The following is a 20,295-nucleotide window of genomic DNA, read 5'->3' on the forward strand; positions in this document are numbered from 1 at the left end:
TCAGTGACCGACGTGGCCGCGTTTTCTTTTAATAAGCTGGTGATTTTCGGTGTCGGCCTGATCGGCGGATCGCTTGCGCGCGCGTTGCGTGAGCGGGGTGAGGCGGCAGGCGCGCGAACCGTGGTGGGTGTCGGGCGTTCGTCCGCGTCGACGGCGCGCGCGCTCGAGTTGGGTGTGGTCGATGAAACCGCGGCGTTGGGTGACGACGCGGCGTTGCGGGCGGCGTTGTCCGGCGCCGATTTCGTGCTGCTTGCCGCACCAGTCGCGCAGACACAGCCTCTGCTCGAACGTATTGCGCCGTTTCTCGACGCAGGCACGATCGTCACCGATGCCGGCAGCACCAAGTCGGACGTGGTGGCTTCCGCGCGCGCGGCACTCGGCGCACGCATCGGCCAGTTCGTGCCGGGGCATCCGATTGCCGGCCGTGAGGCGAGCGGCCCGGATGCGGCGTTGCCCGATTTGTATGTGAATCGCAATGTCGTGTTGTGCCCGCTGCCGGAGAACGCGCCGGAAGCGGTCGAACGCGTTGCCGCGATGTGGCGTGCAACCGGCGCTTGTGTGCGGGAGATGACGCCCGAGCAGCATGATCGCGTGCTCGCATCGGTCAGCCATTTGCCGCACGTTTTGTCGTTCGCGCTGGTCGAGCAGATTCTCAATTCGCCCGACGCCGCGCTGAAATTTTCATTCGCCGCCGGTGGCTTCCGTGACTTCACGCGTATCGCCGCGTCGAGCCCGGAAATGTGGCGCGATGTGTGCGTGGCGAATCGCGCCGCGCTGCTCGACGAACTGGATGCCTACACGGCGGTGCTCGCGCGCTTGCGCGCGGCGATCGAATCCGGCGACGGCGCAGCGCTCGAAGCGGTGTTCGCGCGCTCGCGCGTCGCGCGCAGCGAATGGCAGGAACAGCGCAGTGCAGGGGCCGCCCTCGGCGACGCCTCGAAATAACCGGAACTGGACTCAATCATGGAATTCCTCGATCTCGGACCATTTTCTCGTGCGTCCGGCACGGTTCGTTTGCCCGGCTCGAAAAGCATTTCGAATCGCGTGCTGCTGCTCGCGGCGCTCGCCGAAGGCGAAACGACGATCACGAACCTGCTCGACTCCGACGACACCCGCGTGATGCTCGACGCGCTCGAAAAGCTCGGCGTGCGTCTGAAGCGCGAAGGCGACACCTGCGTCGTGACCGGTACACGTGGCGCGTTCACGGCGCGCACGGCCGATCTGTTTCTTGGCAATGCCGGCACGGCGGTGCGCCCGCTGACTGCGGCACTCGCCGTGAATGGCGGCGACTATCGTATCCACGGCGTGCCGCGTATGCACGAGCGGCCGATCGGCGACCTGGTCGACGGTTTGCGGCAGATCGGCGCGAAGATCGACTACGAAGAGAACGAAGGCTATCCGCCGCTGCGGATCCGTCCGGCGCAAATCACGGCTGACGCACCGATCCGCGTGCGCGGCGACGTGTCGAGCCAGTTCCTGACTTCGCTCTTGATGACGTTGCCGCTGTTGCGCACGGAAAGCGGCGTGACGACCGTGCAGGTGGACGGTGAGCTGATCTCGAAGCCGTATATCGAGATCACGATCAAGCTGATGGAGCGCTTCGGCATCAAGGTCGAGCGCCATGAATGGCACCGGTTCATCGTGCCGGCGGGGCAGCGCTATCAGTCGCCGGGCACGATCATGGTGGAAGGCGATGCGTCGTCGGCGTCGTATTTCCTCGCGGCCGGCGCGCTTGGTGGCGGCCCGCTGCGGGTGGAAGGCGTGGGCCGCTCCAGCATCCAGGGCGACGTCGGTTTCGCCGATGCGCTCATCAAGATGGGCGCGAACCTGCAGATGGGCGACGACTGGATCGAAGTGCGCGGTGTCGGCAACGACAACGGCAAGCTCGATCCTATCGACATGGACTTCAACCTGATTCCGGACGCCGCGATGACGATCGCCGTCGCCGCGCTGTTCGCGGACGGCACGACCACGCTGCGCAACATCGCGAGCTGGCGTGTGAAGGAAACCGACCGGATCGCCGCGATGGCCACCGAGCTGCGCAAGGTCGGCGCGAAGGTGCAGGAGGGCGAGGATTTCCTCGTCGTCACGCCGCCTGAAAAGCTGATTCCGAACGCTTCGATCGACACCTACGACGATCACCGCATGGCGATGTGCTTCTCGCTCGTGAGCCTGGGCGGCGTGCCGGTCCGGATCAACGACCCGAAGTGCGTCGGCAAGACGTTCCCTGACTATTTCGAGCGCTTCACCGCGCTCGCTCAACCCTGATTCGCTCCTGAATCGACTGACGTGCGACTTTTTCGATGAAACCGATCCGTCCCTTTCACCAAACGCCCGTCATTACGATCGACGGCCCCAGCGCCTCGGGCAAAGGCACCGTGGCCGCGCTGGTTGCCGCGAATCTAGGCTTCCATTTGCTGGATAGCGGCGCGCTGTACCGGCTCGCCGCGCTGGCCAGCATGCGCTACAACATTGTGGCGGATGACGTCGAGGCGCTGGTCAAGCTGATCGACGACCTTCACATCACGTTTCGCGAGGGGCTGGCGCAACTCGACGGCGCCGACGTATCCGCCGACATTCGCGCCGAAGAAGTCGGCAGCCGGGCCTCGGCGATTGCCGTGCACGCGCCCGTGCGAACCGCGCTGGTGGCCCGTCAGCGGGCTTTCCGTAAGGAACCGGGGTTGGTCGCCGACGGCCGCGACATGGGCACGGTGATCTTCCAGGACGCCGTGCTGAAGGTCTTCATGACCGCCAGCGTCGAGGCCCGTGCGGCCCGCCGGCATAAGCAATTGATCCAAAAAGGATTTTCTGCTAATATAGATGACTTGCTCCGGGATTTGCGTGAGCGCGACGAGCGTGACAGTCAGCGCACGGCCGCGCCGCTCAAGCCCGCAGCGGATGCAAAGCTGCTTGATACCTCCGCATTGTCGGTCGACCAGGCGGTCGAACAGGTGGTGCAGTGGTATGAAGCATTGGTCCCGCATGCCTGATGTCCGAGTGGCATCTGAACAGCGGGCGCAGTAGAAAGTAGTGAGAAGTAACGTTGTCAGTAGGTGCTCCGCGAGTGTCGTGGAGCGTGTATTAACCCCTTAACCCCGCGTGGCATTCGCATTCTTGCCGAAGTTGCTGACCGTCCGGCCAGCCGGGCACCGCGAGCACCATGCAAATTTTGATTTTTATGTCCGACCTGCAAACTTCCAACCCGAATACCGAATCTTTTGCGGCTCTGTTCGAAGAGTCGCTGACCAAGCAAGACATGCGCGCTGGCGAGGTGATCTCCGCCGAAGTCGTGCGTGTTGACCACAACTTCGTGGTTGTCAACGCTGGTCTCAAGTCCGAAGCCTACATCCCGCTCGAAGAGTTCCTGAACGACGCGGGCGAGGTAGAAGTGCAGGCGGGCGACTTCGTTTCCGTCGCGATCGACGCGCTGGAAAACGGCTATGGCGACACGATCCTGTCGCGCGACAAGGCGAAGCGCCTGGCTTCGTGGCTGTCGCTGGAAAAGGCTCTCGACAACAACGAACTCGTGACCGGCACGATCACGGGCAAGGTCAAGGGCGGCATGACCGTCATGGTCAACGGCATCCGCGCGTTCCTGCCGGGTTCGCTGGTTGACACGCGTCCGGTCAAGGACACGACCCCGTACGAAGGCAAGACGCTGGAATTCCGCGTCATCAAGCTCGACCGCAAGCGTAACAACGTCGTGCTGTCGCGCCGTGCTGTGATCGAAGCGACCCAAGGCGAAGAGCGCGCAAAGCTGCTCGAAACGCTGAAGGAAGGCGCGATCGTGGAAGGCGTGGTGAAGAACATCACCGATTACGGCGCGTTCGTGGACCTCGGCGGTATTGACGGCCTGCTGCACATCACCGACATCGCATGGCGTCGTGTGCGTCACCCGAGCGAAGTTCTGTCGGTTGGCCAGGAAGTCACCGCGAAGATCCTTAAGTTCGATCAAGAAAAGAACCGCGTTTCGCTGGGTATCAAGCAACTGGGCGACGATCCGTGGGAAGGCATTTCCCGCCGTTACCCGTCGGGCACGCGCCTGTTCGGTAAGGTCACCAACATCACCGACTACGGCGCATTCGTCGAAGTCGAATCGGGCATCGAAGGCCTGGTTCACGTGTCGGAAATGGACTGGACGAACAAGAACGTTGCACCGTCGAAGGTTGTTCAGCTGGGCGACGAAGTCGAAGTCATGGTTCTCGAAATCGACGAAGACCGCCGCCGTATCAGCCTCGGCATGAAGCAATGCAAGCCGAACCCGTGGGACGACTTCAGCCGCAACTTCAAGAAGGGCGACAAGCTGCAAGGCGCAATCAAGTCGATCACCGACTTCGGCGTCTTCATCGGTCTGCCGGGCGGCATCGACGGTCTGGTTCACCTGTCGGACCTGTCGTGGTCGGAAACGGGCGAAGAAGCAGTTCGCAAGTACAAGAAGGGCGACGAAGTGGAAGCGATCGTTCTCGGCATCGACGTCGAGAAGGAACGCATTTCGCTGGGCATCAAGCAGCTCGAAGGCGACCCGTTCAGCAACTTCGTTGCAATGAACGACAAGGGTTCGATCGTCGACGGCGTGGTCAAGACGGTAGATGCGAAGGGTGCAGTGGTTCAGCTGTCGGCGGAAGTCGAAGGCTACCTGCGTGCTTCGGAAATCGCACAAGACCGCGTGGAAGATGCTCGCAACGTGCTGAAGGAAGGCGACAAGGTCAACGCGATGATCATCAACATCGATCGCAAGTCGCGTGGTATCAACCTGTCGGTCAAGGCCAAGGATTCGGCTGAGCAACAGGAAGCGATCCGCGGCCTGGCTTCGTCGGATTCGAGCTCGGCTGCTACCGGCACGACGAACCTTGGCGCGCTGCTGAAGGCCAAGCTCGACGGTCAGAACCAGTAATTGAGGAACGCCCCCAAACCTGGCGCCTCGCGCCAGGTCCCCCGCGAGGGGGAGCATAAGAACATGGGGGCGGCCCGGCGTTTTCTTGCGAGGTCTGCTGCAGTATGACCAAATCGGAATTGGTCGCCCAGCTGGCTACGCGATTTCCGCAGCTTGTACTTAAAGATGCGGATTTCGCGGTGAAGACGATGCTTGATGCGATGTCGGAGGCGCTTGCCAACGGTCATCGCATTGAAATTCGTGGCTTCGGCAGCTTCGGCCTTAATCGTCGTCCCTCCCGTGTCGGGCGTAATCCGAAGTCGGGCGAGAAGGTGCTGGTACCTGAGAAGTACGTACCGCATTTCAAGCCGGGCAAGGAATTGCGCGAGCGGGTAGATCGACGTTCGGGCGAGCCGTTGAAGGCCGACGAGCCGGATGACGACGACCTGTAAATGCTTCGCTGTGCGGGTTCGCAGCACGGCATTGGTAGCGTCAGCGGCCAAAGCCAGACGGCAAAAGACCAGAAAAAGCGCCTTCGGGCGCTTTTTTTTCGTCCGCATCTTTTCGCCGCCTTTTGTCCGTTTTTTGTTCGCTTTTTCGTCCGCTTTTTCGTCCCTTATAAGCCCGGCACATTCCCCAATCGAACACACCTGCCCATGCATCCGCTTGCGGTAAGGTAAACCTCGCGTAAGTCCTCTATCAGCCAGTTCCTGCCCAGCCGCGAGGGCATCCATTACAATACGGGTCACTTCGGCGCGGGCAACACCGTGGCGCGACGCGTCATCAAGCCGGCGTCACCCCGCAACTGCCGTCAAGAGACCTATTCATGAAATTTATCGTTTGGCTGATCCGTGTGCTGGTGTTCGTGCTCCTGCTGGTGCTCGCACTCTCCAATACACAAACTGCTACGCTGAATTTCCTCGCGGGTTACGCGTGGTCGGCGCCTTTGATTCTGATCGGCCTCGCGTTCTTCGTGGTGGGGCTGCTGGCCGGGCTGGTGTCGTCCATGCCGGGCATGGTGCGCCTGCGCATGGAGAATGGCCGGCTCAAGCGTGAGTTGCGTGTGGCGCGCGAAGCTCCGGTGGTGGTCGAACAGCCGCCCATGCCGCCGCTGATCTAAGTTGTCTTCTGCCGCGCTTCTGAAGCGCGGCTTCCCGCTTCCGCTTTCCCGCACATTTGCATTAATCGCATGGATCTAGACTTCTGGTGGCTGCTTGTCATACCCGTCGCTTTTGCGTTCGGCTGGATGGCCGCGCGCTACGACCTCAAGACGCTGCTGTCCGAAAGCGCCAACCTGCCGCGTTCGTATTTCCGCGGCCTGAATTTCCTGCTCAATGAGCAGCCCGACCAGGCGATCGACGCGTTTATCGAAGTCGTCAAGCTCGACCCGGAAACGATCGAGTTGCACTTCGCACTGGGTAACCTGTTCCGCCGCCGCGGCGAGACGGACCGCGCGATTCGCGTGCATCAGAACCTGTTGAGCCGCACCGATCTGCCGGTCACCGAGCGCGATCACGCGCTGTACGAACTGGGTCAGGACTTCCTGAAGGCCGGTTTGCTCGATCGCGCAGAGGAAACCTTCCGCTCGCTCGAAACCGGCAATTACGCGTTGGGTGCGCAGCGTGCGCTGCTCACCATCTACCAGATCGAGAAAGATTGGGTTAAGTCGATCGATATCGCGCGCCATCTGGAAACAATGGGCGCCGAGTCGCTCGACAAGGACATCGCGCAGTTTCATTGCGAGCTCGCCCAGGAAGCGCTTCAGCAGAAAAACGCAGATGAGGCGCGCCGTCAGCTTGGCTTTGCATTGAAGGCGAACCCGACCAACGTACGTGCCACGATCCTGTTCGGCGACGTTGACGCGACGGCCGGCTCGCAAGAGGCCGCGATCATCCAATGGCGGCGCGTCGAGGAACAGAATCCTGCCTATCTGCCGCTCGTCGCTGAAAAGCTGATGAAGGCCTATGAGGCGCTCGGCCGTCCGCAGGATGGCGCCGATCTGCTCATCACGTGGGTGGACCGCTATCCGTCGAACGATCTGCTCGACGTGACCTATCAGCACATTGCGGCGGTGCGCGGGCCCGACGCCGCTCACGCGCTGGCACGCTCGCAGATGCAGAAGTCGCCGAATCTGGCGGGCATGACGCGTCTCCTGGAAGCGCAGGAAGCCGTCGCGGAAGAGCCGCGCAAGAGCGAGCTCGAACTGATGCGTACGCTGATTCGCCAGCGCACAAAAAATCTGCCACGGTATACGTGCCAGAATTGTGGTTTCAGGGCGCGGCTGTTCTACTGGCAGTGCCCGGGTTGCAGCGGTTGGGAAACCTATGCCCCGCGTCGCGTCGAACCGATCACGGCGTCGAACTGACAGCGAATGGAATTGCATAGCCGCGCCGCAACGACGGCGGCCCGTCGGGCGGAATAGGCCAGGCGGGATCATGACGGCCTTGTTCACTACGAGAAACCCTCACCGGAACCCTCTACCGGAAAGCGTATGAAAATCACCATTATCGGCACGGGCTATGTTGGCCTCGTCACCGGCGCGTGCCTCGCCGAAATCGGCCATGACGTCTTCTGTCTCGACGTCGATCCGCGCAAGATCGAAATCCTCAACAACGGTGGCGTGCCGATCCACGAGCCGGGTTTGCTGGAGATCATCGCTCGTACGCGCGCGGCTCGCCGCATCACGTTTTCGACGGATATCGAAGCAAGCGTGGCGCACGGCGAGGTGCAGTTCATCGCTGTCGGCACGCCGCCCGACGAAGACGGCTCGGCCGATCTGCAATACGTGCTCGAAGCGGCGCGCAATATCGGCCGTACGATGAACGGCTTCAAGGTGATCGTCGATAAGTCGACGGTGCCGGTCGGCACTGCGCAACGTGTGCGCGCGGTGGTCGAAGAGGAACTGGCCAAACGCGGGCTTGCCAATAGCGAACAGCATCGCTTCTCGGTCGTGTCGAATCCTGAGTTTCTGAAGGAAGGCGCGGCGGTCGACGACTTCATGCGTCCCGATCGCATCGTGCTCGGCAGCGACGAAGATGAAGCCGGCCTGCGCGCGCGCGAGCTGATGAAGCGTCTGTACGCGCCGTTCAACCGCAACCACGAACGCACGCTGCACATGGATGTGCGCTCAGCCGAGTTCACGAAATACGCTGCCAATGCGATGCTCGCTACGCGCATCTCGTTCATGAACGAGATGTCGAATCTGGCGGACCGGGTTGGCGCGGATATCGAAGCGGTACGCCGCGGGATCGGCTCGGACCCACGCATTGGCTACCACTTCCTGTATGCCGGCGCTGGCTACGGCGGTTCGTGCTTCCCGAAAGACGTGCAGGCGCTGATCCGCACCGCCGCCGAAACCGGCCACAATCTGCGCATCCTCGAAGCCGTCGAGGAAGTGAACTACAAGCAGAAAGACGTGCTGGTGAACAAGATCACGGGCAAGCTCGGTGAAGATCTGAGCGGCCGCACATTCGCCGTGTGGGGTTTGGCATTCAAGCCGAATACCGACGACATGCGCGAAGCGCCGAGCCGCCGCGTGATCGCTGAATTGCTGGCGCGTGGCGCGCAGGTTCGCGCGTACGATCCGGTCGCGGTGGCCGAAGCGCGCCGCGTGTTCGCCATCGATCTGCACGATGCACCGGACCAGCTCGCGCGTCTCACGTTCACGAGCACCCAGGACGAAACGCTCACCGGCGCCGACGCGCTGGTGGTCGTCACCGAATGGAAGGAATTCAAGAGCCCGGATTTCGTGCACCTGAAGTCGGTGCTGAAGTTACCGCTGATTTTCGACGGCCGGAATCTGTACGAGCCGGACGCGATGACCGAACTCGGCATCGACTATCACTCGATCGGACGACCCTATGCCCAGCCCTCTGAACTTCCGGCCGATGTCTCCAGCAATGCCTGAAGCCGCTCAATCCACACCCACGTCCGCACTGACCGTAGTGCCGCGCGAACGCCTCGGTGCGGCGCGCGTGCTGGTGGTTGGCGACGTGATGCTCGATCGCTACTGGTTCGGAGACGTGAACCGTATTTCGCCGGAAGCGCCGGTGCCGGTCGTGCATGTGCAGCGCCAGGAAGACCGCCTCGGCGGCGCGGCGAACGTCGCGCGCAATGCGGTGGCGCTCGGCGCGCAAGCGGGTTTGCTGTGCGTGGTCGGGCACGACGAGCCCGGTGAGCGCATCGTGCAACTCCTCGCCGAAAGCGGGGTGGCGCCGCATCTGGAGCGCGATCCGGATTTGCTCACTACCATCAAGCTGCGCGTGCTATCGCGTCAGCAGCAGTTGCTGCGCGTCGACTTCGAAAACTCGCCGGCGCACGAAGTGTTGCTCGCGGGTCTCGCGCGTTTCGACGATCTGCTGCCGTCGCACGACGTGATCCTGATGTCCGATTACGCGAAGGGCGGTCTCACGCACGTCACGCAGATGATCGCCAAAGCGCATGCAGCGGGTAAGCCGGTGCTGGTCGATCCGAAGGGCGACGACTGGGAGCGCTATCGCGGCGCCACGCTGATCACGCCGAATCGCGCCGAGTTGCGCGAGGTGGTCGGGCAGTGGAAATCCGAAGAAGATCTGATCGCGCGCGTGACCAAACTGCGTGCCGATCTCGAGTTCAAGGCGCTGCTGCTGACGCGTTCGGAAGAGGGCATGACGCTCTTCGCCGACGACGGCATCCTGCACACATCGGCCGTTGCACGCGAAGTGTATGATGTATCGGGCGCGGGCGACACCGTGATCGCCACACTCGCCGCCATGCTCGGCGCGGGTCTTACGCTGGTCGAGGCGGTCGGGCTCGCGAATCGCGCGGCCGGCATCGTGGTCGGCAAACTCGGTACTGCCACCGTCACCTACGACGAACTTTTTCATTGATGCAGCCCGCCGGGTTCCCTTCTTTTCGCTCCAGTTTCAGCGGCGCAAAAGAGGAACCCGCGCGGCGTCAACTGAGCTCATTACCGCAACCGCAGGATCATCATGACCCTCATCGTCACCGGCGCGGCCGGCTTTATCGGCAGCAATCTCGTGAAGGCGCTCAATGAGCGCGGTGAACAACGCATCATCGCGGTCGATAACCTCACGCGCGCGGACAAGTTCAAGAATCTCGTCGACTGCGAGATCGACGACTATCTCGACAAGACCGAATTCGTCGAGCGCTTCAAGCGTGGCGACTTCGGCAAAGTGCGCGCGATTTTCCACGAAGGCGCCTGTTCGGACACGATGGAAACCGACGGCCGCTACATGATGGACAACAACTTCCGCTATAGCCGTGAAGTGCTCGATGTCTGTCTCGCGCAGAATATCCAGTTTCTGTATGCGTCTTCGGCGGCCACGTATGGCGGCTCGAGCCGCTTCGTCGAAGAGCGCGAAGTCGAGCAGCCGCTGAACGTGTACGGCTATTCGAAGTTCCTGTTCGACCAGGTGATTCGCCGCGTTCTGCCCACCGCGAAGAGCCAGATCGCCGGCTTCCGCTATTTCAACGTCTACGGGCCGCGCGAGACGCACAAGGCGCGCATGGCGTCGGTGGCGTTTCACAACTTCAACCAGTTCCGCGCCGAGGGCAAGGTCAAGCTGTTCGGCGAATACAACGGTTACGCCGCAGGCGAGCAGACGCGCGATTTCGTCTCGGTCGAAGACGTGGTGAAGGTCAACCTGTTCTTCTTCGACAATCCGGACAAGTCGGGCATCTTCAATCTGGGTAGTGGCCGCGCGCAGCCGTTCAACGACATCGCGAGCACGGTGGTTAACACGTTGCGTGCTTTGGACAATGAGCAGCCCTTGTCGCTCGCGGAGCAGGTGCAGCGCGGGTTGATCGAATACATTCCGTTCCCCGATGCATTGCGCGGCAAGTACCAGTGTTTCACGCAGGCCGACCAGACGAAGCTTCGTGCCGCCGGTTACGACGCGCCGTTCCTGAGCGTGCAGGAAGGTGTCGATCGCTACGTACGTTGGCTATTCGGCCAGGTGTAAATCTTTCGGATACCTCTTTAAACTGGAATCTCCCGGTTGGTGATGGTCGCCAACCGGTTGTACGAGGGAGATTCCATATGTTTCGAAAAATTCTGGTTACCGCGGCCATGCTGGCCGCTTTTGGCCACGCATACGCGGCGGTCGACGTCAACACGGCTAACGAGGATGCGCTGCGCGGCATCAAGGGCATCGGTCCTGCCAAAGCGAAAGCCATTCTCGACGAGCGTGCAGCACATGGTCCGTTCAAGGACCCGGCCGATCTCGGCAAGCGCGTCAAAGGCATGGGCGGGCATACCGTCGAGCGCCTGCAGGCGGAGGGTCTCGCTGTCGGTCCGGCTGGCGCGGCTGCTAACCCGCAGGCTGCGGCGTCTGCACAGAGCAAAGGCGCGGCCGCTGCGGGTAATGGCACCAACGCGGCCAACTCGACTAGCGCGGCCGCAACTCCAAAGAACGCCACTGTGGCGGTGAAGAAATAGCCTGACGCGGGCCGTGCGCGCGAGGCGGGTCACCTCGCGCGCACGGTCTCGCGCCTGGCCTGTTACCGTCGTTCCCCTTCATGGTCGGAGTGGGTAAGAACACTCCTTCAGCTGTCATGCAGATGACTGGCTCCCGCGGTTCTCAGCCGCGGGCTTTTTGCGTTGCGCGCGCCCGTCGGTCAGCACCTGCATCCATGCGGCCAGAAGGGCCGCACGGCAGCCGTGCGCACGGTGGTTTAGAATCAATAGATTGAAGACTCCGCGCATCGACAGCACCAGAACCCATATGGCTTACAAAACGATTGAAGACACGATCGGCAATACGCCGCTCGTGCAACTCGTCCGGCTCCCTGACGACGAGATCCGCAGCCGCAATAACGTGATCCTTGCGAAGCTCGAGGGCAACAATCCTGCGGGCTCGGTGAAGGACCGTCCGGCGCTGTCGATGATCAAGAAAGCGGAAGCACGCGGGCGTATCAAGCCGGGCGACACGCTGATCGAATCGACCAGCGGCAATACCGGCATCGCCTTGGCGATGGCTGCGGCGATCCGTGGCTACAAGATGGTGCTGATCATGCCGGAAGACCTGTCGGTGGAGCGCCGTCAGAGCATGGCCGCGTACGGTGCGCAGATCGTGCTGACACCTGTGACGGGCGGCATGGAATACGCACGCGATCTGGCCGAACAGATGCAGCGCGAAGGCAAGGGCATCATCCTCGACCAGTTCGCGAACCCGGACAATCCGGCCTCGCACGTCGAAGGCACCGGTCCGGAAATCTGGTGCGACACCGAAGGGCGCATCACGCACTTCGTCTCGTCGATGGGCACGACCGGCACGATCATGGGCGTGTCCACCTATCTGAAGGAACAGAATCAGGCGATCGAGATCATCGGCGCGCAGCCGGAAGAGGGTTCGCGCATTCCGGGCATTCGCAAGTGGCCGGAGGCCTATCTGCCGAAGATTTTCGATCGTAGCCGTGTGGACCGCGTCGAGAACGTGAGCCAGGCCGCAGCCGAAGCGATGGCGCGGCGCATGGCCTCGGTCGAAGGGATCTTCGCCGGCATCTCGTCGGGCGGGGCCTGTGAGGTGGCGTTGCGCGTCGCGCGCCAGGTCGAGAACGCGACGATCGTGTTTATCGTCTGCGATCGGGGTGACCGGTATCTGTCGACGGGTGTGTTCCCGGCTTGATTGCCCTGCGGCGCATTGAGTGCGCCCTCAAAACGAATTGGTCAATAAAAAAGCGCCGGTTTAACCGGCGCTTTTTTTATGTCGCTTGCTCCCGCTCGTGATGCAGTGAGGGTCTGACAACCGCCACCGCTCTGCTCGTGCTCATTGCGACGCGGCGACCGGCGGCGCAGCACTGCTGCTGGCGCTTGCAGCATCGCTTGCTTCCATCTGAGCCTTGACCCGCTCGCCCAATTGATAAACCGCAAGCGCATAAAAGAAACTGCGGTTATAGCGCGTCAGCACGTAGAAGTTCTTCAAGCCCAGCATGAACTCGGTACCACGCCCCGGCGACGGCAGATCCACCACGGTCACCGGCGTGCCGGCTTCCGACGCGATATCGACACCCGGTTCGTTCAGCAGCAGTCCGGCACGCAGCAATTGGTCCAGCGGCCAATGCGGCTCCGGCTTACCGTCGGCGGCCGCTTGCGCCACGCCCAGGCTGCCGGCGTCTGTGCCGATCTTCCACACCACCGGCCGGCCGTTTTCCCAGCCGTTCTGGCGCAGATAATTCGCCACGCTGCCGATCGCATCCGCCTGGCTCGTGCGCAGATCGATCTGCTTGTTGCCGTCGTAGCTCACCGCGTATTGCACGATGCTGCTCGGCAGAAACTGCGGAATGCCGATCGCGCCGGTGTAGGAGCCGAGCACGGTGGTCGGATCGATTTGCGAATCGCGCGTCCAGACCAGGTAATCTTCAAGATTCTTGCGGAAGGTCGCCTGGCGATCTGCGCGATTGGCGGTGTTCGGGTAGTCGAAACTGAGCGTGGTCAGCGCGTCGAGCACGCGGAAGTTGCCCATGAAGCGCCCATAGATCGTCTCCACGCCGATGATGCCGACAACCACTTCCGGCGGCACGCCAAACTCTTCGTAGGCGCGCTGCAGCGTGGCCTGGTTGGCGCGCCAGAAGCGCACGCCGGCGTTGATGCGCACCTGATCGAGAAAGCGCGACTGATACACGCGCCAGTTCTTGACCGACGGCGAGGGCGACGGCGTGACGAGCTTGACCGCGGTGGCCGAATAGCTCACGCGAGCGAACAGCGCGTGCAATGCGGCTTCGTCGAAGTCATAGCGCGCGGACATGTCGCTGATGAACGCATCGACATTCGGATTATTCGCGTAGCGCTGCGGAATGATCTCTTCTTCGAAGGTTTGCCCTTGCGGCACTGCCGGCTGCGGTTGGCTTTGCGCGAGCAGCACCGGTGGCTTTTTCGCGGCGCTTTGCGCCATTGCCGGACTGGTTGCCATGAACATGCACGATGCGACAGACAGTGCGGCGGTTGCGGTCTTCATGCGTAGCCGGTTTCGTGCAGACAGAGCAAGCTTGACGGTCATAGTGAGCTAGGGGCGCAGTGCGAAAGAGACAGGGGGAAACGGACAGGGCAGTATACCCGACGCTTTCTGCAAAACTGTGCCCGGCGTGTCACAGTCGCATGGTGTGGTAACTTGGCAAATGTTGGCGCGCCCAGTGTGTGCGCCCATGGACGGAGACACGCCGCGCGCGCCTTGAAAGCGCCGCGCCGCAGACGAGAATCATGGCAACAGGCTTCTATTCCCACGCCGATTGTTTGCTGCACGATATGGGGCAATGGCATCCCGAATGCCCGGCGCGCCTGCAGGCAATCGAAGACCAACTGATCGCGAGCCGCATCGACTCGCTGATCGAGCGCGAGTCGCCGCCGCTCGCCGATGACGCCGCGCTGTTGCGCGTGCATACGCAAGCCCACGTCGATTACGTCCGCAGCCGGTCGCCGGTTGAAGGTCTTGCCGAAATCGATCCCGACACGTCGATGAACCCGTACACCTTGCAGGCCGCGTTGCGCGCGGCCGGCGCCGCGGTGGCCGCGACCGACGCCGTGATCGAAGGCCGCTACGACAACGCGTTCTGCAGCGTGCGCCCGCCGGGCCACCACGCGGAACCGGCGCGTGCAATGGGCTTCTGCTTCTTCAACAACGTCGCGATCGCCGCACGTCACGCGCTTGAGGTGCACGGCTTGCAGCGCGTGGCGATCATCGATTTCGACGTCCATCACGGTAACGGCACCGAAGCAGCCTTTTCGGGCGATTCGCGTGTGCTGATGTGCAGCATCTTTCAGCACCCGTTCTATCCGTTCAGCGGCGCCGACAATCAGGCGCCCAACATGTGCAATGTGCCGATGCCGGCACGCTCGAAAGGCATGGCGGTGCGCGAGGCGGTCGACATGATGTGGCTGCCGCGCCTGCATGAATTCAAGCCGGAGATGATCTTCATCTCGGCCGGCTTCGATGCGCATCGCGAGGACGATCTCGGCAACATGGGTCTCGTCGAAGACGACTACGCTTGGATCACCGATCAGATGCGCGAGATCGCGAAGCGCTATGCGCAGGGACGGATCGTCAGTTGTCTCGAGGGCGGGTACAACCTGTCGGCATTGGGGCGCAGCGTGGTGGCGCACGTGCGCTCGCTGGCCGGAATCTGAGTTGTCACGCGACAGAATGCACTAACGTCGCGAAATGCAGGAATTCAACGAGGAGCGAGCCATGAATGCCGAGGTGCGCAGTGCGTCGCTGGTCGACATCGAACACGACGCCTACGGCGTGCCGGGCGCCGTCCGTTTGACGATGAACCGGCCCGATGCCTTCAACGCGCTTTCCGAGGCTCTGCTCGACGCGTTGCAGTCGGCGCTGACGGCGCTGGCGGAGTCCGACGCGCGGGTGGTGGTGATCGCCGGCGCGGGCCGCGCGTTCTGCGCGGGACACGATCTGAAGGAAATGCGCGCGGAGCCGTCGTTGGCTTACTACCAGGCGTTGTTCGCGCGCTGCACGAAACTGATGCTGACGATCCAGCGCTTGCCGCAACCGGTGATCGCGCGCGTGCACGGCATCGCCACGGCGGCCGGCTGTCAGCTGGTTGCGATGTGCGATCTGGCAGTCGCTGCCGACACCGCGCGCTTTGCCGTCTCGGGCGTCAACCTGGGTCTTTTCTGCGCGACGCCTTCGGTGCCGCTGTCGCGCAATCTGTCGCGCAAGGCGGCGCTCGAAATGCTGCTCACCGGCGATTTCATCGACGCTCTTCAGGCGAAGCAGCAGGGACTCGTGAATCGCATTGCGCCGGCGGATGCGCTCGACGCAGAGGTCGCGCGGCTCGCGAAGAGCATCTGCGCGAAACCCGTCGAAGCGGTGAGCGCCGGCAAGGGCCTGTTTTATCGCCAGCTCGAAATGGGGATCGAAGCGGCGTACCAGTTAGCCGGCCAGACCATGGCCTGCAACATGATGGACGACTCCGCACTCGAAGGCGTACAGGCCTTCATCGACAAACGACCGCCCGACTGGAAGCGCTAGCCAAGCCGTTTCTGGCGGCGGGCCGGGTTTAGTACTCGTGTGTGCGGAAGCCCGAACTTCTGCATACCGTGCGGCGCTCAGGCCTTACTCAGACTTTAGGCAGCCGTTTCTCGATCCAGTCGATCAGCGCGCCGATCACCCGATCCCGGTCGAGATCGTTCATCGTCTCGTGATAGCTGTCTTCGTGCATCGTGAGCGTCTTGTCGGGCGATCCCGCATGCGCACCGAAATCGCGGCTGCCCTCGGGCTCGGTGAGCTTGTCGGCAGTGCCGTGATACACCAGCAGCGGCACGCGCAGGCCCGCGCGGCCGCGTTCGATGCGCGCCATCGCCAGCAACAACTCCGCGCCTGTGCGCGCGGGAATCGCGCCGTGATGAACCAGCGGGTCATTGCGATTGGCGTTCACCACCGGCTGAAGACGCGACAGTAAAGCCGCGTCGATTTTCATCGCCGGGAAGGTCGGCCAGATGCGGCTGATCACCTGGCTTACCTTGAGCATCCAGCGCGGCACATCGCGGCCGGGCGCGAGCGCGGGGCTCGACAGGATCAGACCGCTCAGCCGACGCCCGCTTGCCTCGAGCCGTTCGATTGCGTAAAGCGCCGCAACAGCGCCGCCCATGCTGTGGCCCATCAGGAACAGCGGAGCGCAACTGGTCGCCGCTTCATCGAGCAAGGCCTGAGTATCGAGCAGATAGTCGTCGAACCGGTCGACCCACACGCGTTTGCCCGGCGCATGCCCATGTCCGCGCAAATCGATAGCGACGAGTTCGATGCCGGCCGAGTTCAGCCGATCCGCCAATGCCGCATAACGCCCGGCGTGCTCCGCGAGCCCGTGTACCAGCGCGACCGTGCCGCGCAGCGGCGTCGTAGCGGGCCAGCGATACAACGGCAGTTCGACGCCGTCGCTCGTCGTGACCGTGGAGCGCAGCGCGGGGGCGCCTTTCGGGGCGTTCGCTGCGGGACGCACATTGCCGGATCGGGTTGTTTCCATGTCTGCCGTTTATCCTGGATGGGTCCTGATTTCGATTCGCCCGATCATAGTCGCAGCGGGCGCACACGCGCGAGCATCTCGCGCCGGGCATGCCTCTAATGCTCTGTGGTTATGAAAAGATCGAAATTGATTATTAAAGGGAATGACGACGCTGCGGTAGAATTGCGGCCTCAAATCCCAATAAAAGCAACGGCGGCCGCTTGTCGGGAGCGCACAACGCTCGTTGGCAAACTCCGCCGTTTCGTTTTTCCATGATCGAAATACGCAATATCTCTCAGCGGTTCGCCGGACCCCGGGGCTGGGTCGAAGCGCTGCACAACGTCAATCTGTCGATTCCGGCGGGTGAGGTGTTCGGCATCATCGGCCGCAGCGGCGCGGGCAAGAGTACGCTCGTGCGCACCATCAATCTGCTGACGCGTCCGAGTGAAGGCAATATCGTCGTCAACGGCCGTGATCTGACGACGCTGCCCGCCGCGCAATTGCGCGAGGCGCGTCGCGAAATCGGCATGATCTTCCAGCACTTCAACCTGCTGTCGTCGCGCACGGTGTACGAGAACGTGGCGTTGCCGCTCGAACTCGCCGGCATGAAGCGCGACGAGATCGAGGCGAACGTGTTGCCGCTGCTCGAACTGGTCGGCTTGTCGGCGCAGAAGGATCGTTATCCGGCGCAGATCAGCGGTGGGCAGAAGCAGCGTGTGGGTATCGCGCGCGCGTTGGCGAGCAAGCCGAAGGTACTGCTCTCCGATGAAGCGACGTCGGCGCTCGACCCGGAAACCACGCGCTCGATCCTCGATCTGCTCAAGCGTATCAATCGCGAACTCAACCTGACGATCGGGCTGATCACGCACCAGATGGACGTGATCAAGCAGGTCTGCGACCGCGTCGCGGTGCTGGATGCCGGCCGTGTAGTCGAAGAAGGCAAGGTCATCGACGTCTTCCTGCAACCGCATCATGAAGTGACGCGCGCGCTGATCGGCGACGTGATCGCGCAGGAACTGCCGCCCGCGATGAAGGCGCGCGTGGCCGAACGCCTGAAGACCGGCAGCGGCCACTTGCTGCGCCTCGCGTTCACCGGTTCGGGTGTCGATCAGCCGATCCTGTCGGAAACGATTCGCCGCTACGAACTCGACTTCAACATCCTGCATGGCCAGATCGACGAGATCCAGGGGCAGGCGTTTGGCTCGCTCGCGGTGCTCGCGGGCGGCGAACCGGGGAAGGTCGCACAGGCGCTGACCTATCTGCGCGAACAGGGTGTGGTGGTAGAGGAGCTGTCGTATGTTGAGTGAAATGTTCGATATGTTCGTCCAGTCGTTCTGGGAAACGCTCGTGATGGTGGGCATCTCCGGACTGGTCGGCGCGGCGGTCGGTTTGCCGCTAGGCGTGCTGCTGTATCTGACGGACCGTCAGGGCGTCTTGCAGAACATCGCCGTGAATCGCGTGATGGGCGTGATCGTCAATGCCGTGCGTTCCACGCCGTTCATCATCTTGCTGGTCGCCGTGATTCCGTTCACGCGCCTCGTGGTGGGTTCGTCGATCGGTACGGCTGCGGCCGTGGTGCCGCTGACGATCGCTGCGGCGCCGTTCATTGCGCGTCTGGTCGAGACGGCTCTGCGCGAAGTCGATCGCGGTTTGATCGAAGCGGCGCAGGCGATGGGCGCGACTACCAGCCAGATCGTTTTCAAGGTGCTGTTGCCGGAATCGCTGCCGGGCGTGGTCGCTGGTTTGACGATCACGTTTGTCTCGCTGGTCGGCTATTCGGCGATGGCCGGTGCGATCGGCGGCGGTGGGCTCGGCGATCTGGGCATTCGTTACGGGTATCAGCGTTTCTTGCCGGAAGTGATGGTGACGGTCGTGGTGATCCTGATCGTCTTCGTGCAACTGGTGCAGTCGTTCGGGGATTGGCTCGTGCGTCGTTTGAGCCATAAGTAAACAACAGAATCGATAGGTTCGGAAAGGTCCATCATGCAACGTCGTTTCATTCTCAAACTGGCCGCCACACTCGGCGCCGCGTCGCTGTTCGCTGCCGCCACCGTGGCTCACGCTGAAGACACGATCAAGGTCGGCGTCACCGGCGGCCCGCACGCGCAGATCATGGAAGTCGTGAAGACGGTCGCGGCGAAGAACGGTCTGAACATCAAGATCGTCGAGTTCTCCGACTACGTGCAGCCGAATGCGGCGCTCGCCGGCGGCGACCTGGACGCGAACAGCTACCAGCATGACCCGTACTTGCAGGCCCAGGTGAAAGACCGCGGCTACAAGCTGATCCGCGTCGCCGATACCGTCACGTACCCGATGGGCATCTATTCGAAGAAGGTGAAGACGCTGGCTGAATTGCAGCCGGGCGCGAAGATCGCAGTGCCGAACGATCCGACCAATGGCGGCCGGGCACTCCTGTTGCTGCAGAAGCAGGGTCTGCTGAAGCTGCGCCCGGACGCGGGCCTCAAGGCGACGCCGCTCGATATCGTCGACAACCCGAAGAAGCTGAAGATCGTCGAACTCGACGCCGCGCAGATCCCGCGCTCGCTGAACGACGTGGACGCGGCCGCGATCAATACGAACTTTGCGATGGAAGCGGGTTTGAAGCCCAAGCAGGACGCGATCGCGATCGAAGACCCGAAGGGTCCGTACGTGAACATCATCGCAATCCGCGAAGCTGACAAGAGCAAGCCGTGGGTCGCGAAGCTGGTCGCGGCGTATCATTCGCCGGAAGTGAAGCAGTTTGTCGAAAGCAAGTTTGGTGGGGCGGTGATCACCGCCTGGTGAGTTGGCGGCCGGTTTATCGGCCGTTTCGCCTGACAAGACACGACGGCAATGCAAAATTAGAGTCGTAGGTCTTAACCCGGGGTTGTCTCCCGGGTTTTTTCGAGATTAAAATAGAACGATCGTTCGTTATTGCCGTCACGCCGCTGAGGAGCGATATCCTTCTGCTAGAGCGCCCGCGACCAGGCTGCCATGAGGGCAGTCGCTATAATGTCCGTTGGGTTGACGTATTCGTAACTTTGGAGCGTGTGCATGAAAATCCTGGTGCCAGTCAAGAGAGTGGTCGACTACAACGTGAAAGTTCGAGTGAAATCGGACGGCACGGGCGTCGACATCGCGAACGTGAAAATGTCGATGAATCCGTTCGACGAAATCGCGGTTGAAGAAGCGGTACGTCTGCGTGAAGCGGGCGTGGCGACTGAAGTGATCGCCGTGTCGGCGGGTGTCACGCAAGCGCAGGAAACGCTGCGCACGGCGCTGGCAATCGGCGCGGATCGCGCGATCCTGATCGAGTCGGGCGAAGACCTGCAGCCGCTGGCCGTCGCCAAGCTGCTCAAGGCGCTGGTCGACAAGGAACAGCCGCAGCTCGTCATCCTCGGCAAGCAGGCCATCGACGACGATTCGAACCAGACCGGCCAGATGCTGGCTGCACTGGCGAACCTGCCGCAAGCTACGTTTGCCTCGAA

20 protein-coding genes are annotated in these 20,295 nt (G+C 62.3%); 18 read left to right on the forward strand and 2 right to left on the reverse strand.

Annotation, left to right across the window (positions count from 1 at the left end):
* Positions 1-3 precede the first annotated feature (3 nt).
* The 12 genes from BM438_RS24690 to cysM all read left to right on the forward strand — a co-directional run bounded on the left by BM438_RS24690 (position 4) and on the right by cysM (position 12,501).
* The gene (locus BM438_RS24690) at positions 4-945 is read left to right on the forward strand and encodes a prephenate dehydrogenase (protein ID WP_093639227.1); all 942 of its coding nucleotides are present in this window, start codon (positions 4-6) and stop codon (positions 943-945) included.
* Between the two features lie 18 nt (positions 946-963).
* Complete coding sequence (aroA, locus tag BM438_RS24695) at positions 964-2,268, forward strand: 3-phosphoshikimate 1-carboxyvinyltransferase (protein WP_093639230.1); 1,305 nt, start codon at positions 964-966, stop codon at positions 2,266-2,268.
* A gap of 35 nt (positions 2,269-2,303) precedes the next feature.
* Positions 2,304-2,990, forward strand: a complete 687-nt coding sequence (gene cmk / locus BM438_RS24700; protein ID WP_093639232.1) for a (d)CMP kinase — start codon at positions 2,304-2,306, stop codon at positions 2,988-2,990.
* Positions 2,991-3,160: 170 nt separating this feature from the next.
* Entirely contained in the window at positions 3,161-4,894 is a 1,734-nt protein-coding gene (gene rpsA, locus BM438_RS24705; protein ID WP_028200080.1) for a 30S ribosomal protein S1, read from the forward strand.
* A 104-nt stretch (positions 4,895-4,998) separates the two neighbouring features.
* Positions 4,999-5,325 (forward strand): integration host factor subunit beta, encoded by a 327-nt coding sequence (locus BM438_RS24710; protein ID WP_028200079.1) that lies wholly within the window; start codon positions 4,999-5,001, stop codon positions 5,323-5,325.
* Positions 5,326-5,699: 374 nt separating this feature from the next.
* The gene (locus tag BM438_RS24715) at positions 5,700-5,993 is read left to right on the forward strand and encodes a LapA family protein (RefSeq protein ID WP_054037219.1); all 294 of its coding nucleotides are present in this window, start codon (positions 5,700-5,702) and stop codon (positions 5,991-5,993) included.
* A 69-nt stretch (positions 5,994-6,062) separates the two neighbouring features.
* Positions 6,063-7,238: a lipopolysaccharide assembly protein LapB gene (gene lapB / locus BM438_RS24720; protein ID WP_093639235.1), complete on the forward strand. Its 1,176-nt coding sequence runs from the start codon at positions 6,063-6,065 to the stop codon at positions 7,236-7,238.
* A 126-nt stretch (positions 7,239-7,364) separates the two neighbouring features.
* Positions 7,365-8,780 (forward strand): UDP-glucose dehydrogenase family protein, encoded by a 1,416-nt coding sequence (locus BM438_RS24725; protein ID WP_093639238.1) that lies wholly within the window; start codon positions 7,365-7,367, stop codon positions 8,778-8,780.
* Positions 8,734-9,741, forward strand: a complete 1,008-nt coding sequence (gene rfaE1 / locus BM438_RS24730; protein ID WP_093639303.1) for a D-glycero-beta-D-manno-heptose-7-phosphate kinase — start codon at positions 8,734-8,736, stop codon at positions 9,739-9,741. Before BM438_RS24725 ends, rfaE1 begins: the two co-directional genes overlap by 47 nt.
* A 102-nt stretch (positions 9,742-9,843) precedes the next feature.
* Positions 9,844-10,836 (forward strand): ADP-glyceromanno-heptose 6-epimerase, encoded by a 993-nt coding sequence (gene rfaD / locus BM438_RS24735; protein WP_093639241.1) that lies wholly within the window; start codon positions 9,844-9,846, stop codon positions 10,834-10,836.
* 77 nt (positions 10,837-10,913) lie between these two features.
* On the forward strand, positions 10,914-11,312 hold the full coding sequence (locus tag BM438_RS24740; RefSeq protein ID WP_093639245.1) for a ComEA family DNA-binding protein: 399 nt from the start codon (positions 10,914-10,916) through the stop codon (positions 11,310-11,312).
* Between the two features lie 286 nt (positions 11,313-11,598).
* Positions 11,599-12,501, forward strand: coding sequence for a cysteine synthase CysM (gene cysM, locus BM438_RS24745; RefSeq protein ID WP_093639249.1), 903 nt, complete (start codon positions 11,599-11,601; stop codon positions 12,499-12,501).
* Positions 12,502-12,642: 141 nt separating this feature from the next.
* On the opposite strand, the gene mltB is transcribed toward cysM, so the two are convergent.
* A complete protein-coding gene (gene mltB, locus BM438_RS24750) occupies positions 12,643-13,830 on the reverse strand; it encodes a lytic murein transglycosylase B (protein ID WP_234487511.1) in 1,188 nt (395 codons plus the stop codon).
* Between the two features lie 242 nt (positions 13,831-14,072).
* Between mltB and BM438_RS24755 the strand changes: the two genes are divergently transcribed.
* Both BM438_RS24755 and BM438_RS24760 read left to right on the forward strand, forming a co-directional pair.
* Positions 14,073-14,996: a histone deacetylase family protein gene (locus tag BM438_RS24755; protein ID WP_093639255.1), complete on the forward strand. Its 924-nt coding sequence runs from the start codon at positions 14,073-14,075 to the stop codon at positions 14,994-14,996.
* Between the two features lie 61 nt (positions 14,997-15,057).
* Positions 15,058-15,858, forward strand: a complete 801-nt coding sequence (locus tag BM438_RS24760; RefSeq protein ID WP_093639258.1) for an enoyl-CoA hydratase — start codon at positions 15,058-15,060, stop codon at positions 15,856-15,858.
* A gap of 88 nt (positions 15,859-15,946) precedes the next feature.
* On the opposite strand, the gene BM438_RS24765 is transcribed toward BM438_RS24760, so the two are convergent.
* Entirely contained in the window at positions 15,947-16,849 is a 903-nt protein-coding gene (locus BM438_RS24765; protein WP_093639261.1) for an alpha/beta hydrolase, read from the reverse strand.
* Positions 16,850-17,100: 251 nt separating this feature from the next.
* Between BM438_RS24765 and BM438_RS24770 the strand changes: the two genes are divergently transcribed.
* The 4 genes from BM438_RS24770 to BM438_RS24785 form a co-directional block, all read left to right on the forward strand.
* A complete protein-coding gene (locus BM438_RS24770) occupies positions 17,101-18,135 on the forward strand; it encodes a methionine ABC transporter ATP-binding protein (protein ID WP_093639264.1) in 1,035 nt (344 codons plus the stop codon).
* Complete coding sequence (locus BM438_RS24775; protein ID WP_054037200.1) at positions 18,125-18,778, forward strand: methionine ABC transporter permease; 654 nt, start codon at positions 18,125-18,127, stop codon at positions 18,776-18,778. The genes BM438_RS24770 and BM438_RS24775 overlap by 11 nt, the downstream gene beginning before the upstream one ends.
* A 33-nt stretch (positions 18,779-18,811) precedes the next feature.
* The gene (locus tag BM438_RS24780; protein WP_093639267.1) at positions 18,812-19,612 is read left to right on the forward strand and encodes a MetQ/NlpA family ABC transporter substrate-binding protein; all 801 of its coding nucleotides are present in this window, start codon (positions 18,812-18,814) and stop codon (positions 19,610-19,612) included.
* 249 nt (positions 19,613-19,861) lie between these two features.
* A partial coding sequence (locus BM438_RS24785) for an electron transfer flavoprotein subunit beta/FixA family protein (RefSeq protein WP_143131748.1) occupies positions 19,862-20,295 on the forward strand: 434 nt, incomplete at its 3' end.

Origin of the sequence: Paraburkholderia aspalathi (assembly GCF_900116445.1) — a bacterium.
GTDB classification, from domain to species: domain Bacteria; phylum Pseudomonadota; class Gammaproteobacteria; order Burkholderiales; family Burkholderiaceae; genus Paraburkholderia; species Paraburkholderia aspalathi.